Annotated in this window: 13 protein-coding genes; 9 read left to right on the plus strand and 4 right to left on the minus strand. The window is 66.4% G+C overall.

The genetic code is table 11. The features are described 5' to 3' along the window. Positions 1-9: 9 nt before the first annotated feature. Positions 10-1,029, minus strand: a complete 1,020-nt coding sequence (locus LRC39_RS14020) for a TRAP transporter substrate-binding protein (RefSeq protein WP_107344705.1) — start codon at positions 1,027-1,029, stop codon at positions 10-12. 645 nt (positions 1,030-1,674) lie between these two features. On the opposite strand from LRC39_RS14020, the gene LRC39_RS14025 reads away from it, so the two are divergent. Beyond that, positions 1,675-2,271: an NAD(P)H-dependent oxidoreductase gene (locus LRC39_RS14025; RefSeq protein ID WP_346294698.1), complete on the plus strand. Its 597-nt coding sequence runs from the start codon at positions 1,675-1,677 to the stop codon at positions 2,269-2,271. Between the two features lie 41 nt (positions 2,272-2,312). Here the strand turns inward: LRC39_RS14025 and LRC39_RS14030 are convergent, their stop codons facing one another. Further along, the gene (locus tag LRC39_RS14030; RefSeq protein ID WP_346294699.1) at positions 2,313-3,059 is read right to left on the minus strand and encodes an SAM-dependent methyltransferase; all 747 of its coding nucleotides are present in this window, start codon (positions 3,057-3,059) and stop codon (positions 2,313-2,315) included. 283 nt (positions 3,060-3,342) lie between these two features. Between LRC39_RS14030 and LRC39_RS14035 the strand changes: the two genes are divergently transcribed. The 8 genes from LRC39_RS14035 to mnhG all read left to right on the plus strand — a co-directional run bounded on the left by LRC39_RS14035 (position 3,343) and on the right by mnhG (position 14,233). Beyond that, positions 3,343-4,566: a metallophosphoesterase family protein gene (locus tag LRC39_RS14035; protein ID WP_346297508.1), complete on the plus strand. Its 1,224-nt coding sequence runs from the start codon at positions 3,343-3,345 to the stop codon at positions 4,564-4,566. Beyond that, positions 4,563-8,015, plus strand: a complete 3,453-nt coding sequence (locus tag LRC39_RS14040) for an AAA family ATPase (RefSeq protein WP_346294700.1) — start codon at positions 4,563-4,565, stop codon at positions 8,013-8,015. The genes LRC39_RS14035 and LRC39_RS14040 overlap by 4 nt, the downstream gene beginning before the upstream one ends. Before the next feature lie 190 nt (positions 8,016-8,205). After that, positions 8,206-11,133, plus strand: coding sequence for a monovalent cation/H+ antiporter subunit A (locus tag LRC39_RS14045; protein ID WP_346294701.1), 2,928 nt, complete (start codon positions 8,206-8,208; stop codon positions 11,131-11,133). Further along, on the plus strand, positions 11,124-11,465 hold the full coding sequence (locus LRC39_RS14050) for a Na+/H+ antiporter subunit C (RefSeq protein ID WP_107355764.1): 342 nt from the start codon (positions 11,124-11,126) through the stop codon (positions 11,463-11,465). Before LRC39_RS14045 ends, LRC39_RS14050 begins: the two co-directional genes overlap by 10 nt. Further along, positions 11,462-13,096: a monovalent cation/H+ antiporter subunit D gene (locus LRC39_RS14055; protein ID WP_346294702.1), complete on the plus strand. Its 1,635-nt coding sequence runs from the start codon at positions 11,462-11,464 to the stop codon at positions 13,094-13,096. Before LRC39_RS14050 ends, LRC39_RS14055 begins: the two co-directional genes overlap by 4 nt. Continuing rightward, positions 13,093-13,581, plus strand: coding sequence for a Na+/H+ antiporter subunit E (locus LRC39_RS14060; RefSeq protein ID WP_107355762.1), 489 nt, complete (start codon positions 13,093-13,095; stop codon positions 13,579-13,581). The genes LRC39_RS14055 and LRC39_RS14060 overlap by 4 nt, the downstream gene beginning before the upstream one ends. Beyond that, entirely contained in the window at positions 13,578-13,859 is a 282-nt protein-coding gene (locus tag LRC39_RS14065) for a K+/H+ antiporter subunit F (protein WP_107344711.1), read from the plus strand. The genes LRC39_RS14060 and LRC39_RS14065 overlap by 4 nt, the downstream gene beginning before the upstream one ends. Next, on the plus strand, positions 13,856-14,233 hold the full coding sequence (gene mnhG, locus LRC39_RS14070; protein ID WP_346294703.1) for a monovalent cation/H(+) antiporter subunit G: 378 nt from the start codon (positions 13,856-13,858) through the stop codon (positions 14,231-14,233). Before LRC39_RS14065 ends, mnhG begins: the two co-directional genes overlap by 4 nt. A gap of 16 nt (positions 14,234-14,249) precedes the next feature. Here the strand turns inward: mnhG and LRC39_RS14075 are convergent, their stop codons facing one another. Both LRC39_RS14075 and LRC39_RS14080 read right to left on the minus strand, forming a co-directional pair. Continuing rightward, a complete protein-coding gene (locus tag LRC39_RS14075; protein ID WP_346294704.1) occupies positions 14,250-15,032 on the minus strand; it encodes a YggS family pyridoxal phosphate-dependent enzyme in 783 nt (260 codons plus the stop codon). A 163-nt stretch (positions 15,033-15,195) separates the two neighbouring features. Next, complete coding sequence (locus tag LRC39_RS14080; RefSeq protein WP_346294705.1) at positions 15,196-16,686, minus strand: PLP-dependent aminotransferase family protein; 1,491 nt, start codon at positions 16,684-16,686, stop codon at positions 15,196-15,198. Between the last annotated feature and the right edge of the window lie 35 nt (positions 16,687-16,721).

The raw sequence follows: 16,721 nt of genomic DNA on the forward strand, positions 1-16,721 counted from the left end.
GGCCAGCCGTTAAGCCAGCTTGCCGACGGACTTCTCGAGCAGCGACCACGCCTGATCGCCGTATTTGCCTTTCCACTCGGCGTAGAAGCCGGCGCTGCGCAGCTTGTCGCGGAACGGCATCACCGGCGGCTGATTGAACAGCAGGCCCTTGGCGGTCAGCTCTTCCTTGACCGTGGCGTTGAGCTTGGCGGTGTCTTCGCGTTCCTTCACCGCGGCGGCATTGATGTGCTTGGCGACGATCGTGCGTACGTCCGGCGGCAGCTTCTCCCAGGCGCGACGGTTGGCCAGGAACCAGAAGCCGTCCCACATGTGGTTGGTCAGCGAGCAGTACTTCTGCACTTCATACAGCTTGGCGGTCGAGATCAGCGCCAGCGGGTTTTCCTGGCCTTCGACCACCTTGGTCTGCAGCGCCGAATAGACTTCGCTGAAATTGATCGAGGCGGGGGCTGCATCGAACGCCTTGAACATCGACGTCCACAGCGGCGACACCGGCACGCGGATCTTGAAGCCCTTGAAGTCGTCCGGGCCGTTGATCGGCTTGGTCGAGGACGTGGTCTGGCGGAAGCCGTTGTCCCAGATCTTGTCCATCACCATCAGGCCGGCCTTCTGGATCTCGCCGCGGACGTAGCCGCCGAGCTCGCCATCCATGGCCTTCCAGACCGTCTCATAGTCCGGGAATGCGAAGCCGATGCCGTTGATCGATGCCGCCGGCACCAGGGTCGACAGGATCAGGCCTGACAGCGTGAAGAACTCGACGCCGCCAGCGCGAATCTGGCTCAGCATATCGGTGTCGGAGCCGAGCTGATTGTTCGGGAAAACGTCGATCTGGACCTTGCCGTCGGTCTCGGCCTTGATCGCTGCCGACATCTCGCGGGCGCGAACGTTGAGCGGATGGGTGTCGGGCAGGTTGTTGGCGTATTTGTACTTGAATTCGGCCTCAGCGGCCCGTGCCACCCAAGGCGCACCGATGCCACCGATCGCGGCTGCCGCCGCCGACGCCTTCAACAAGCTCCTGCGTGAAAAACTCATCTCGCTTCCTCCTGCCCGCGTGGTCTTTTTGTGAGAACCCACCCGAAATGTCGACGCGCCCTTGGTCATCATTTCGGCTGGTCCGGTCAAGCGATTTTGAGCCGCCGGTGGATGGCCGGGCCATCGACCGGACCAAGGTTGCGGCCGGACGGCCTGGCACGCTGGGACCGAGACGGACCGGTCGGCACCGGAGCCTGGAGACGCCCCAGCTCCGAGCGATGCACGACCGGCGGACGGCTTGGGGCGACGGTCGCGCAGGCGTCCAGAGGCACGGCTGAGCCTGTCGCAAGGCGCCAGCATGACCGAGCCGCGCACATGATCGCGCGCTGTAACTTGGTCGCGGCGTCGATGCTGCAGCGATCATTCGGAGACCAGGGTCTAGATGCTCGCGGCTTCGAGGCGTCGACCAAACGGAAACCCAGAGCCACGAAGCGTTACGCACGCAGAACTTTGTGTATGCCAGACAAGTATCTGGCAAATCTCACGTATCTATATATTCCATAATATACCTTATGCGAATTACGGATGGGGTGAGCCAGCCCAAAGGAGCAGCGTCGATGTCGATGGTCCTGCCCCTAAGGTCGCATTTCATCCCGGATCGACGTCACGACGAAGCCCGTCGACTCGCGCTATGGTCTGCGCCACATGACACCGACCAGATGCCTTGTCGTCGTCGCACATCCGCTCGCAGACAGTCTGTGCGGACAGCTCGGCCGCGATGCCCAGGCAGTGCTGGCGCGCGCCGGCCACGAGGTCCGGCTGCTCGATCTTCACGTTGATGGCTTTGCGCCGGCGCTGACCGCAGCCGAGCGGTCGAGCTATTACGCCGCCTTTGACCGGTCGGAGCTGGCGGCCGAGATCGACGATCTGTCGTGGGCCGAAACGCTGGTGCTGGTGTTTCCCACCTGGTGGTTCGGCATGCCGGCGCTCCTGAAAGGTTGGTTCGACAGGGTGTGGGCGCCCGGGGTCGCCTACGACCACGCGTCCGATCTGGGGCGCATCCGTCCCCGCCTCCGCTCGCTCCGGCGTGTCGTCGCGATCACCACGCTGGGGTCCCCGTGGTGGGTCGACCGGCTGGTGCTGCGCCAGCCGATCAAGCGCATCCTCAAGACCGCGATTCTCGGCACCTGCGCGCCGCAGGCCAAGCTGACGTTTCTATCGTTCTATGGCTGCGAGCAGCTCGATGCGGCCGCCGTGACGCGGATCCAGGCGCGTGTCGCCAATGCGCTGGCGGCCATCTGAAGCTCAACAAGGCCCGAGGGCCCGCACGATCCCGACAGTCATTACCGAGCTATCAGCGCAAACACGCCCCAGCCGAGGTAGTCGCGGCCGTACCGCGTGTAGCGTTCCGGCGACGTGGTCAGCTCGGCACGGACTTCAGGCGCGAAGTCGTCGTCGGGATTGGCGTCGAGCCATCGCCGCATGGTGAGCCACTTGGCGGCCTCGTACCGGTCCCAGCTGTCCTGACTGGCCAGCATCATTTCGACGACGTCGTAATGCAGCGCGTCGAACGACGCGATCAGATCCGGAAGCAGCAGGAAGTCCGAGATCGCCTGGGCACGGCATCCCTGGGCGACCTCCTCGGTCGGCGGCAGGCGCAGCCAGTAGGGCTCGCCGATCAAAATCAGGCCGCCGTCCTGCAGGCTCTTCGCGAGCAGATCGATCGTGCCCCCGATGCCTCCGCCGATCCAGGTGGCACCGACGCAGGCCGCCACGCCGACTTTCGCATCGGCGACATAGCCGGCGGCATCGCCATGAACGAAGGTGACCCGATCGGCAACGCCGAGTTCGCGGGCGCGGAGCTGCGCTTGCGCGGTGAATAAAGGACTCATGTCGATCCCGGTGCCGCTGATCCCGTGATCACGGGCCCAGGTGCACAGCATCTCTCCCGACCCGCTGCCGAGATCGAGCACGCGGGTCCCCGGCTCCATCCGCAGCGAAGCGCCGAGCGCCGCGAGCTTCTCGGCCGTGAACGGATTGTGGATGCGATGCGCGCTTTCGCTGACGGTAAAGATCCGCGGAATGTCCACTCGAGAAGCTCCTTTGTTCATGCGGTTGTCTGCGCCGCCAGGGGGGCGCGGCACCTGATCTCAGTGCAGTAATCACGCATCGGCGTCATTTCGCCCACGCGCCGACCAACGCAATCACCACGACGGCTCCTTCGCGCCGCCATCCAGGCGCGATCATACGCTTGATCGCAAGTACAGATTGAATCTAAAAATTGAATCGCTGCACGTTTATGCCGACCACACGCTTGGGCTCCGCATTATACCGCGCTGCCCGACCTTACGTTCGGACTCCCAGACCTTCACCATGCGATTCACCTTCATTCACGCCGCCGACCTCCATATCGACAGCCCGCTGGCAGGGCTACGGACCAAGGACAACGACGTTGCCCAGCGGTTCGCCGCGGCCGGACGCAAGGCCGTCCAGGCGCTGGTCGACGAGACCATCGCCAGTGGTGCCGCATTCCTGATCATCGCCGGCGACATCTTCGACGGCGACTGGAAGGACGTCACCACCGGGCTGTTCTTCGTCGGCGCGATCGGCGCGCTGCATCGCGCCGGAATTCCGGTGTTTATCGTCAAGGGCAATCACGACGCCGAAAGCCTGATGTCGCGTGGGCTGCCCTACCCGGACAGCGTCAAGGTGTTTCCGACCAAGGCCGCGACCGTCGAACTCGAACATTATCGCGTGGCGCTTCACGGCCGCAGCTTCGCCGACCGGGTCAACGCCGATTTCGTCGCCGGCTACCCGGCGCGCCGCGAAGGCTGGCTCAATATCGGCGTGCTGCACACCTCGCTCGACGGCACCCGCGGTCACGAAGGCTACGCGCCGTGCAGCCTCGATGACCTCAAGCGGTTCGGCTACGACTATTGGGCGCTCGGCCACGTCCACGCCGCCGAGATCGTCAGCCGCGATCCGTGGGTGGTGTTTCCGGGCAATCTGCAGGGCCGCAGCGTCCGCGAGACCGGACCCAAGGGCGCGATGCGCGTGACCGTCGAGGACGGCAGCATCGTCGACGTCACGCCGCTGGCGCTCGACGGTGCGCGCTGGGAGCATCTGACGATCGATCTGTCCGGCAGCACCGAGGAAGCGCAGATTCCCGTGTTGGTCGGCGAACGGCTCGCCGAGCTGCATAAACGAAGCGAAGGCCGCGCGCTGGCGGTCCGGGTGACGCTGACCGGCGCGACGCCGCTGCACAACAAGTTGCTGGTGAACCGTGAAACGCTGCAGGACGATCTGCGCGCCGGCGCGCTGCAGCTCGCCGCCGATTGCTGGATCGAGCAGCTCAAGATCAAGACCTCGATGCCGGCGCGCGCCGCGGCCGCCGAGCCGAACGGCGACGATATCGACGTCGCCGCCCTACTCGACGAAGGCGCGCAGGATCCCAGCTTTGCCGCGGCGCTAGCCGAGCTGACCGAGGCTGTCAAGGCGAAGTTGCCGCGCGATCTGCATGATGAGTTCAACGCTTCCGAACTTCTCGCCAGCCTGAGCGACGATGCGCGCGCGCTGCTCAACGGAGAATTGTCGTGAGGATCGAGCGGCTGGCCCTGGAGCGCTACGGCCTCTTCACCGACCGCGTGCTGTCGTTCGCACCGCAGGCGTCGCTGCACGTCGTACTCGGCGCCAACGAAGCCGGCAAGACCTCGGCACTGACGGCGATCGGCGATCTGTTGTTCGGCTTCGGCGCCCGCACCGATTACGATTTCAAGCACGACAGCAAACTGCTGCGGATCGGCGGCAGCTTTCGCCATTCCGACGGTCGGCTGATCGCGGCGCGCCGGCGCAAGGGCAACAAGAACACGCTGCTCGATGCCGACGATCGTGCCCTACCCGACGATCACTTCGCGCCCCTGCTCGGCGACGTCTCGCGCGTCACCTTCGACCGCGAATTCGGCATGACCTCGCAGGCGCTGCGCGAAGGCGGCACCAAGCTGATCAGCGCCGGCGGCGATCTAGCTGAAACCCTGGCGTCGAGTTCGGCCGGGATGGCCGAACTGTCCCGCATCAAGGACCGGTTGCAGCAGCAGGCCGATGAGCTGTTCACGCCGCGCAAATCCGGCAGCAAGCCGTTCTATCTCGCGGCCGACCGCCGCGACGCCGCCGACAAGGAGCTGCGCAACGCCATTGTCACCAGCGAGGCACTGCGGCAACTCCAAACCGCGGTGCAGGACGCCGAGGCGCAGCTGGAGCGGCTGAAGACCGAGCACGCCGCCTGCGGCGGCAAGCTTTCGCGGTGGCAGCGAACGCAGCGGGTGCGTTCGCAACTCGCCCGGCTCGATCGCATCGAGACCGAACTTCAGGCACTCGCCAACCTGCCGGCCGTGACCGAGCAACGGCTCGCCGAATGGCGTTCCGCGCTCGACGGCAAGACCGCGCTGGAGGCCGGGATCGCCGCAGTCGACGCCGCTGCCGCGGCAGATGCCGCCGAGCTGGCAACGATCGACGTCGACGAGGCGCTGCTCGCGGAAGCCGCTGCGATCGAGGCGCTGCGCGAGCGGCTCGGCGCGGTGCGGAAAGCGGCGGCAGATCTGCCGCGGCGCCGTCACGACCGCGCCGTCGCAGAAGCGGCGCTGGACGATTGTGCGCGCCGTCTCGGCCTTCCGTCCCATGTCGAGCTGCTGACTTCCCTGCCGACCGAACCGGCGCTCGCCGACGCCCGTTACCGCCTCGAGAAGATGCGGCGCACCACTCAGGAGCTGGCCGAACTCGAAGCCCGGCACGCGCGGGCGAAGCGTGAGCTCGACAGTGCCGCCGTGACCGGCGACGATCCTCATCTCGTCGATCTCGAACCGCTGCGCCAGCGCTTCGAGGCGCTCGGCGACATTCCGGCGCAGGAAGACCGGTTGCGTCGTGATCGCGCCGCGCTCGCGGTCGAATACGAAGCGATCGGGTGCGCCCTCGCCGCGCTCGATCCGGCGCCGGGTCCGCTCGACCGGGTGCGCGCGCTGCCGGTGCCCGACCGCGCCATCATCATCAAATTCGCCAGCGCGTTCGAACTCAGCGAAACCGAATTGAAGCGGCTCGATGCCGAGATCGCCAAGTACGATGCGGCGATCACAGCTTCCGAAGCGGAGCTGGCCAAACTGTCGAGCGCCGGCGCGGTGCCGACGAAGGCCGATCTGATCGCCGCCCGGCAGACTCGCGACGACCGCCTCGGCGCGCTCTACGATGCGCTCGATGGCGATCGCGGCGAGCGCCGACTCCGGTTCGACGATGTCGCCGAAGCGTCGCGCACGATCGACGACATCACCGACTCGCTGCTGAGCGATACCGAACGCGCCGCCTTGCACGAGGACGCGCAGCGGCGGCTTGCGGAAACACGTAGCGAGCGCGAACGTGTCGACGAAAAACGCGTAGGGTTGCAGCAGGGACTTGCTGATATCACCGAGCGCTGGACCAAGGCCTGGGCCGCATCGGAACTGCAGCCGTTGGGTGCGGCCGAGATGCTGCGCTGGCGCGACCGGGTCGACGAGATCATCGCCAGACTGGCGAAGTGTGACCAGCAGCGTGCGGGCATCGCCACGCAGGAGATGGCACGCGGCGACGGCAAGGCGGCGATCCTCGGCTTTCTCGACAGCGTCGGCCGCCAGTCCGACGCGAACGCGGCGGCCGGCGTGCTGTATCGCGAGGCCAAGGGGCGGTACGATCAGTTGGTCGCGGCCTGGAGCGACGCCAAGGCGCGCGCCGCGACCCGAGACCGGATCGCGCGCGATCTGGCAGAAGCCGAGGCCGCGCGCCTGGACTGCGAGCGCCAACTCGCCGAGCTGCGCCAGCATTGGCCGCAAACCATGACGGCGATCGGGCTTGGCGTCGATGCCTCGCCGGCTCAGGCCGAAGCCGCGCTGACGGTGTGGAATTCGGTCGGCGTGCCGCGCGCCAATTACGAGCGCGAGGGCCGCAGCGTCGATACCATCACGTCGGACCTGCAGGAGTTCGACCGCGATGTCGCCGATCTCGTCGGCCGGGTCGCGCCGGATCTGATCAGCCTCGCGGCCCAGGACGCCGTTGCGCGCATCGGCGAGCGGTTAGTGGAGGCGCGCCGCGCCAGCGAAGCCTGCCGCCGCCTGCACGACAACGCCGCCAAGCGGACGATCAGCCTCGGCGCGCTGGCGACTGAACTCGCCGCGACCACCGAGACGCTGCAGCGCGCCGGCGAGGCGTTGGACGCCGAGATTGCCGCTGTGCCGGAGCTGTTATCGAGGCTCAGCTTCCGGCTGCAATTGCAGACCGAACAAACGGAGCTGCGGCGGCAACTGCTCGAGGTCGCCGACGGCCACGACGAGACCGCGCTTCGACAGGAGCGCGAGGGCATCGATTTCGACCGGCTGCAGGCCGACATCGCCAGTGCCACCGAGCAACAGGCGCGATTGCTCCAGGACATCTCGGACGCCTCCGCGACGCTGTATCAGCGCCAGCGCGAATTGGAGACGCTGACCAAGGGCCGCGACGCCGCGGGTGCCGCCGTTCGGCGCCGCGAGGCCGCCGCCGAGTTGATCGGCATCGCCGAAAGCTGGCTGCTACGCGCGGCGTCGGCGCTACTGGCCCGCCGCGTGGTCGAGCTCCACCGTGCTAAGGTGCAGGATCCGATGGTCGCCCGCGCCGGTGAACTGTTCGCGCTGGCGACGGCGGATGCGTTCGCGGGATTGGGGATTGATTACGGCGATCAGGACGAGCCGACGCTGGTGGCGCGTCGCGCCTCGGGCGAGCGCGTCTCTCTGCCCGGGCTGAGCGAGGGCACGCGCGATCAGTTGTTCCTGGCGCTGCGGCTGGCGCTGCTCGAACGCCGCGCGTCCGAGCCGCTACCGTTCATCGGTGACGATCTGCTCGCTAGCTTCGATGACAGGCGGACTGTGACGACGTTGCGCCTGCTCGCCGAGGCGGGCCGCCAGCGCCAGATCATCCTTTTTACTCATCACCGCCATGTCGCCGAGCTCGCGCAGTCCCTGCCCGATCATCAGGTCGATCTCGTCGAGCTGTAGAGCCTCGACTGCCGGCCCTGCCCGAATGAGCCAAAAAGTCGCATCTGCCGAGGGCTTTTTCAGGCCGCGCGCGATCGACGCGGCTCATTGGTCTTGCTCCGGGCGCCTTCGAACCCCATAAAATGAATCGTGACCAAGAACGTTGCCGAAAGGGCTGCGGAGCGACGAACAGGATTGGAAGGACCGAGGAATGCCGCAGAACGTCTTTCTTCTCGCGGTGATCCTTCTCCCGTTCGCCGGCAGCCTGCTTGCGGCGCTGCTGCCTGCCAACGCGCGTAATGCCGAGGCCTGGCTCGCGGCGGCCGTTGCGCTCGGCTGTCTGTTCCTGCTGGTGCTGCTGTATCCCGGTGCCGATGCTGCGCCGATCCGCTATCAGCTCGATTGGCTGCCGCAGTTCGGCCTGAACTTCACGCTGCGGCTGGACGGCTTCGCCTGGGCGTTCGCCTGCCTGATCACCGCGATCGGCGCCCTCGTCGTGCTGTACGCGCGCTACTACATGTCGCCGTCCGACCCGGTGCCGCGGTTCTTCTCGTTCCTGCAGGGCTTCATGGGCGCGATGCTCGGCATCGTGCTGTCCGGCAATCTGATCCAGCTGGTGTTCTTCTGGGAGCTCACCAGCCTGTTCTCGTTTCTGCTGATCGGCTACTGGCACCACAACGCCGCGGCGCGTGAAGGCGCTCGTGTCGCGCTGACCATCACCGGCACCGGCGGGCTGTGCCTGTTCGCCGGCGTCGTGGTGCTCGGTCATATCGTCGGCAGCTACGACCTCGACGCCGTGCTGGCAGCCGGCACCGAAGTCCGCGCCCACGCGCTGTACGTGCCAACGCTGATCCTAATCCTGCTCGGCGCGCTGACCAAGAGCGCGCAGTTTCCGTTCCATTTCTGGCTGCCGCGGGCGATGACGGCGCCGACGCCGGTCTCCGCCTATCTGCACTCCGCCACCATGGTGAAAGCCGGCGTGTTCTTGCTGGTTCGGCTGTGGCCCGTGCTCGGCGGCACCAATGAATGGCTGTGGATCGTGGGCACCACCGGCCTCGCCACCTTCATCGTCGGCGCCTACCTCGCGGTGTTCCAGCGCGACCTGAAGGGCCTGCTGGCCTACTCCACCATCAGCCATCTCGGCCTGATCACGCTGCTGATCGGCCTCGACCGCCCGCTGGCGCTGGTGGCCGCGATCTTCCACGTGTTCAACCACGCAACTTTCAAGGCGTCGCTATTCATGGCGGCGGGCATCATCGACCACGAAACCGGCACGCGCGATCTGCGCCGGCTCAGCGGTCTCTGGAAGTTCATGCCGAAGACCGGCGCGCTAGCGATTGTCGCCGCCTCGGCGATGGCCGGCGTGCCGCTGCTGAATGGCTTCCTGTCGAAGGAAATGTTCTTCGCCGAGACGATCGAGACCCATGACGGCTCGCTGCTCGACGATGCCCTGCCCTATATCGTCACGCTCGCCAGCATGTTCACGGTGGCGTATTCGCTGCGTTTCATCCGCGAAGTGTTCTTCGGCCCGCCGCCGGTCGACCTGCCCCGCACGCCGCACGAGCCGCCGCGCTGGATGCGGTTTCCGGTCGAGCTGCTGGTGCTGACCTGTCTGGTAGTCGGCATCGTGCCGTCGCTGACGATCGGGCCGTTCCTGCAGCTCGCGGTGCATGCGGTGCTCGGTGCGGCGACGCCGTATTACAGCCTCGCGGTCTGGCACGGCTTCAATTGGCCGCTGCTGATGAGCGTGATCGCGCTGATCGGCGGCGTTCTGTTGTACGTGATGCTGCGCGAGCCCTTGCAGCAGGGGCTGACAAGCTCGCTGTTCGCCGGACGCTTCAAGACCCAGCGGGTGTTCGACCTCGTGCTGGTGACGGTGTCGTGGCGCTGGGCCCGCGCGATCGAGCGCGTGTTCGGCACCCGCCGGCTGCAGCCGCAACTGCTTTTGCTGGTTTGCGTCGCGTTGATTGCAGCCGCAGTTCCAGTACTGATGCGCGGTCTCAGCCTCGCGCCGGTTGCGTTCAACGATATCGATCCGGCGCTCGCCGTGGTGTGGGCGGTCGGCATCGGTTGCGCACTCGGCGGCACGGCGGTGGCCAAATTCCACCGGCTGGCGGCGCTGATCCTGATCGGCGGATCGGGACTGACCACCTGCCTCACCTTCGTCTGGTTCTCGGCACCCGACCTGGCGCTGACCCAGATCGGCGTCGAGATCGTCACCACGGTGCTGTTGCTGCTCGGGCTGCGCTGGCTGCCGAAGCAGCTCGAGACCGGCGAGATCACCGCCAACCGCAGCGTGCTCAAGCGTGTTCAGCGGATCCGCGACCTCGCGATCGCAGCGGCCGCCGGCATCGGCGTCGCGCTGCTGGCCTATGCGGTGATGACCCGCGCCGCGCCCGACAGCATCGCGCAGTTCTTCATGCGCCACGCTTACGCGGACGGCGGCGGCACCAACGTCGTCAACGTCATCCTGGTCGACTTCCGCGGCTTCGATACGCTCGGCGAGATCACCGTGCTGGCGGTGGTGGCGCTGACGGTGTTCGCCCTACTCCGCCGCTTCCGCCCCGCCGCCGACAGTATCGACATCCCCGAGCAGCAGCGGCTGCAGGACGAACACGACGACGCCGACGCCGATCGCCGCAAGGGCGACACCATCGCCGATTATCTCGCGGTGCCGGCGATGATCATGCAGCTGTTGTTTCCGTTCATCTTCATCGCGGCGATGTATCTGCTATTGCGCGGTCATGATCAGCCCGGCGGCGGCTTCGTTGCCGGGATCGCGATGGCCGCAGCACTGATCCTGCAATACATGGCGGGCGGCGCCCGCTGGATTGAAGCGCGGCTCCGCATCCATCCGCTGCGCTGGATCGCCATCGGGCTATTGCTGGCGCTGTTCACCGGCGCCGCGGCGCTACCGCTGGCACGTCCGTTCCTCACCTCCGCCTTCGCCTACGCCGAGATCCCGCTGATCGGCAAGGTGCCACTCGCCAGCGCGGCGCTGTTCGACCTCGGCGTATTCTCGCTGGTGGTCGGCGCCACCGCGCTGATGCTGCTGGCCTTGGCCCACCAATCGATCCGCGGCCATCGCCGCCCCTCCGGCGGCCGCGCCGCAACGCCCGAGGCCAGCCGATGGAACTGATCGTCTCATTGGCCATCGCCGTGCTGACCGGCTGCGGGGTCTGGCTGCTACTGCGGCCGCGCACCTTCCAGGTGATCATCGGCCTGGCGCTGCTGTCCTACGCGGTAAACCTGTTCATCTTCAGCATGGGGCGCCTCAAGGTCGGCGCCGCCGCCGTGCTGGAGAAGGGACAGATCGCCGATCCTCAGGCGTTCGCCGATCCGCTGCCGCAGGCGCTGGTGCTCACCGCCATCGTCATCAGCTTCGCCACCACGGCGCTATTCCTGGTGGTGCTGCTGGCATCGCGCGGCCTGACCGGAAATGACCACGTCGACGGCCGGGACCACGAATGACAAGCTGGACCGACCATCTGATCATCCTGCCGATCCTGCTGCCGCTGTTCGTCGGCGCGGCGATGCTGCTGATCGACGAGCGCTATCAGCAAATCAAGGCGTTCGCCAATCTCGCCTCGATAGTGATCATGGGCATCATCGCGCTGCTGTTGATGCGCGCCGCGGATCTTCCGACCGCGACCGGAGCGGCGCCGATCGCGGTGTACCGTCTCGGCGACTGGCCGTCGCCGTTCGCGATCGTGCTGGTGGCGGACCGGCTGTCGGCGCTGATGCTAGCGCTTACCAGCGTGCTCGCCTTCGCGTCGACGATCTTCGCGACGGCGCGGTGGCACCGGGTCGGCGCACATTTCCACTCGCTGATGCAGTTCCTGCTGATGGGACTGAACGGTGCCTTCCTGACCGGCGATCTGTTCAACCTGTTCGTGTTCTTCGAGCTGCTGCTGGCCGCGTCCTACGGCCTGGTGCTGCACGGCTCGGGGCAGGCACGGGTGCGGGCCGGGCTGCAATACATCGCCATCAACCTAACGGCTTCTGTGCTGTTCCTGATCGGTGTCAGCCTGATCTACGCGGTCACCGGCACGCTCAACATGGCCGATCTGGCGATCCGAATTCCGCAGGTGCCGGCGCAGGACCGGGCGCTGCTCGAAGCCGGCGCCGCCGTGCTCGGCGTCGCCTTCATGGTCAAGGCCGGGATGTGGCCGCTGTGTTTCTGGCTGCCGACCACCTATGCGGCCGCAGCGGCGCCGGTCGCGGCGATCTTCGCGATCATGAGCAAGGTCGGGATCTACATTCTGCTGCGACTGTCGCTGCTATTCTTCGGCGCCGGCAGCGGCGCTTCAGCGCTGTTCGGCAGCGAGTGGCTGATCGCCGCCGGCATCGCCACCATTCTGTTCGGGTTGATCGGCGCGCTGGCATCGCAGGAAATCTCGCGGCTCGCCGGCTACGCGGTGCTGGTGTCGTCCGGCACCGTGCTGGCGGTCGCGGCCGCATCCGGCAAGCCTGCGGTCACAGCCTCGGCGCTGTTCTATCTGGTGAGTTCGACACTCGCGATCGCCGCGTTCTTCATGCTGATCGAACTGCTGGAACGCGGCCGCGATCCCGGTGCCGACATGCTGGCGGTGACGCGCGAAGCCTACGGCGAAGACATGCCTGACGATCCGGACGCTGAGGAAGTCGGGATGGTGATCCCCGCCTCGATGGCGATCCTCGGCTGGTGCTTCGTGGGTTGCGCCGCAGTGATCGCCGGCCTGCCGCCGGTGTCCGGCTTCATCGCCAAATTCGCGATGCTGACAGCACTGCTCGGCGAGGACACCGGCAGCAGCATCTCGCCGCTGCACTGGACGCTGCTGGCTCTGCTGATGGCGTCCGGTCTCACCATGCTGATCGCGATGACCCGCGCCGGCATCCGCACGCTGTGGACGCCCAGCGAGCGGGCCGATCCCCGGGTGCGGCTTGCGGAGATCGTCCCGATCGCACTCCTGCTGCTCGGCTGCGCGGCGATGACCGTGCAGCCGCAGGCGGCGATGACCTACATGCAGGGCGCGGCCAATTCGCTACATGCGCCGGCCGCCTATACCGACAGCGTGCTGGCGCCGGTTGCGACGCGGGTGAAGACCGGAGGCGGCTCATGAACAGGGTGCTGCCCTTCCCGCTGATTTCGCTGTGCCTGCTGGCGATGTGGCTATGGCTGAGCCAGAGCATCGCGCTCGGACCGATCCTGCTCGGCAGTCTGTTCGCGTGGATCGGCGGCTGGCTGCTCAGCCTGCTGCAATCGGACTCCGACCGCGTGCGCAATCCGGGCGCGATCATCCGGCTGACCGGCTTGGTGCTGATCGACGTGGTGCGGTCGAATATCGCGGTGGCCAGCATCATCCTCGGCGGCCAGCGCGACAATATCACCTCCGGCTTCGTCGATATCCCGCTCGATCTGCGCAGCCGTCAGGGGCTCGCGGTGCTGGCCTGCATCATCACCTCGACGCCCGGCACGCTGTGGGTGAACTTCACCCGGGAGACCGGCGTGCTGCAGCTTCACGTGCTGGATTTGGTCGACGAGAGCGAGTGGGTCGAACGCATCAAGGGGCGCTACGAGCGTCTGCTGTTGGAGATCTTCGAATGAGCAGTCTGGTGCTGACCTGGTCGGTCGTGATTGCGCAGGTGATGCTCGCCCTCGCCATGGCCTGCGCTGCCTATCGGATGCTGGTTGGACCCCGCGCGCAGGACCGCGTGCTTGGGCTGGATACCCTGTACGTCAACGCCATGCTGCTGATGCTGACCGTCGGCATCCGTACCGGCACCGACGTTTATTTCGAGGCGGCGCTGATCATCGCCCTGCTCGGCTTCGTCGGCACCGTGGCCTTGTCGAAATTCCTGATGCGCGGCGAGGTGATCGAATGACTCACGCGACGGATCTTCCCGCCTGGGCGGCATGGATCGTAGCGCTGCTGCTGCTGTTCGGCGCCGGCATCACGCTGATCGGATCGATCGGACTGCTGCGGCTGCGCGGTTTCTACCAGCGCGCCCATGCGCCGACCCTTGGCACCACACTCGGCACGGCCTTCATCGTCGCCGCGTCGATGCTGTGCTTCTCGCTGCTGCAGATGCGGCCGCTGCTGCACGAGGTGCTGATCCTCGGCTTCGTCACCATCACCACGCCAGTGACGCTGATGCTGCTGGTCCGTGCCGCCCTGTTCCGCGACACCGCCGAAGGACGCATCGACGACGTCCGGCAACGCGCCCAGCGCAAGCCGCGCAAAGAAGAACAAGGGTAAGGTTTAGTCTGCCGAACTACCGATCGAAGCTTGCGTCCGGCCAATAGAACCGGTCGGTGGTCGGCCGTGCGCCAAAGATCGCCTGTCCGACGCGCACCACGGTCGCGCCCTCCTCGATCGCGACTTCGAAATCGCCGGACATGCCCATCGACAGTTGCGTCAGATCGGGATGGATCTTCACCGTGCGGTCCCGCAGATCGCGCAGCAGCCGGAAGCAGCCGCGGACGCGTTCGGTGTCGGCGCTGAAGACCGCCAGCGTCATCAGGCCGCGTGGCTTGAGCCGTGGATAGTCGGACAGACGCTCGACAAACGGGACGAGTTCGCCGGGCGCTAGGCCGTATTTGCTTGCCTCGCCGGAGGTGTTCACCTGCACGAACACATCGAGATCCCGCCCCTCCGCATCCAGGCGACGATTGAGCTCGTCGGCCAGCCGCAGACTGTCGAGCGCGTGGAATTCGGAAGCGAACCGGACGAGATACTTCACTTTGTTGGTCTGGAGGTGGCCGATGATCGACCAGCGGATCGGCAGATCCGCGAGGATGGCGCGCTTATCGCGGGCCTCCTGCAGCTTGTTTTCACCAAACTCGGAGATTCCGGCCGCATAGCCCAGGCGAAGCACATTCGCCGGCACCGTCTTGGTGACCGGCAATAAGCGGACATCCTCGGTGCTCCGGCCGCAGCGATCGCAGGCGGCCGCGATGCGCTGGCGGACCAGCGTCAGATTGGCGGCAAAGACAGCGGTGGGATCGGTGCCGAAGCGTGCGATCTCGTCGGGGGAAAGCTCGAGGTTGGCAGGCATCGTATCCATCCGCCTCCGATCAGTGAGGCCGGCCGGCTGTCCTTCCGGTATGAGGCCGCGGCTACAGTAGTCAGCATAACATAGCACGTCGTGGTCTGGCTCTCCCCTCCATTTCCTTCAACCAGACCGGACCAATTGAGGACGCCCCATTCGCGCCGGGGCTTCAGGATTTCGTTGCCGCCCGAAGCGCTTTGGCGAGCTTCTTGACGGCGCCTTCGATCTCGAGCGGCGTGTACGCAGCAAAGCCCATCAGGAAGCCGGCCTCACCGTCGCGGGCATGATGCAGCCCCGACAGCCCGAGCACTTCGATCCCGGCACGGCGTGCGGCTGCGACCGCAGTTCGCTCCGGCAGTTCACACGACAGCACGCAGGGGAGTTGCAGGCCGCCGACCGGAACGCGCGGCTCGACAAAGCCGGACAGATGTCTGCGGACGAGGCGGACGAGGACGTCCAGGCGCGTCGCATAGACACCGCGCATGGTGCGGACATGCGCGCCGAAATGGCCGCCCTCCATGAACCGGGCCAGCGTCAGTTGCGCCATCGAGGCGCTGTGACCATCCAGCAGCGTGCGCGCAACCGTCATCGGCTTCACCAGCTGCGGCGGCAACACGACGTATCCGATCCGCAGGCCCGGAAACAGCGATTTGGTGAAGGTGCCGATGTAAATCGTCCGGTCGTGAGGATCGAGACCTTGCACGCACGCCGTCGGCTTGCCGGCGTAATGAAATTCGCTGTCGTAGTCATCTTCGATGATCCAGGTCTGGTGCCGCGTTGCCCACTCAATCAGTGCGAGGCGCCGGTCCAGCGCCAGTGTCGCGCCGGTCGGAAACTGGTGGGACGGCGTCAGGAACACCGCCTTGGCCCGGCGCGGCTGGGCGGTGATCTGGTCGACACTGAGGCCCTGACGGTCGACCGAAATCGGAACGCACTCAACGCCTGCTGCATCGAATGCTTTGCGCGCGCCGTAATAGGCTGGATCTTCGATGAAGATCCGATCGCCGGGATCGAGCAGCATATTCGCGCACAGCGACAGCGCCTGCTGCGAACTCGTGAGCACCAGAACGCGATCCGCGGAGGCGCGTGCCCCGCGTTCGAGGTTGACGTAGTCGGCGATGGCGCGGCGCAGCGGCTCGCTGCCCTGCGGATCGCAGTGGAGCAAGGTCTGCGTCCTCATCTCTTTGCGGACCTGGCGCTCCAATCGCTCCCAGAGCTGAAGTGGAAATGTCCGCGTTTCCGGCACGCCATGGACGAACGGCCTCGGCAACAGCTGCTCGCGAATGCCGCCGCTGCCGAACATCGCGGCTCCGCGCTTGCTGAGCTTCGGCGCCTGGTTGCTGAGCAGCGCGTCCCGCTGCGCCAGACGGCGGCCCGGCGTGAACTCCGTCATCTCCGCAACGAAGCTGCCGCTGCCCACCCGCCGCTCAATGAAGCCCTCGGCGTGAAGCTGGCCATAGGCGACTTCGATCGTATCGCGCGACACTCCGAGCGATTGAGAAAGCGCGCGCGATGCCGGCAGCGGCTTGCCTGCGCCCAGCGCACCATCGACGATCAGCTGGCGGATGGCACGCTGCACCCGCGCGTGCAGCGGCATCGCCGCATGAGCCGGATGCGCGACCCACGCTTTGACGGATTCGAGCTGGGAGTGCTTGAACAATTGGTCTGCCCTTGTGGCGGAGAATGGCCGGGCAC

This window comes from Rhodopseudomonas sp. P1, from assembly GCF_039642825.1.
GTDB classification, from domain to species: Bacteria; Pseudomonadota; Alphaproteobacteria; order Rhizobiales; family Xanthobacteraceae; genus Rhodopseudomonas; species Rhodopseudomonas palustris_H.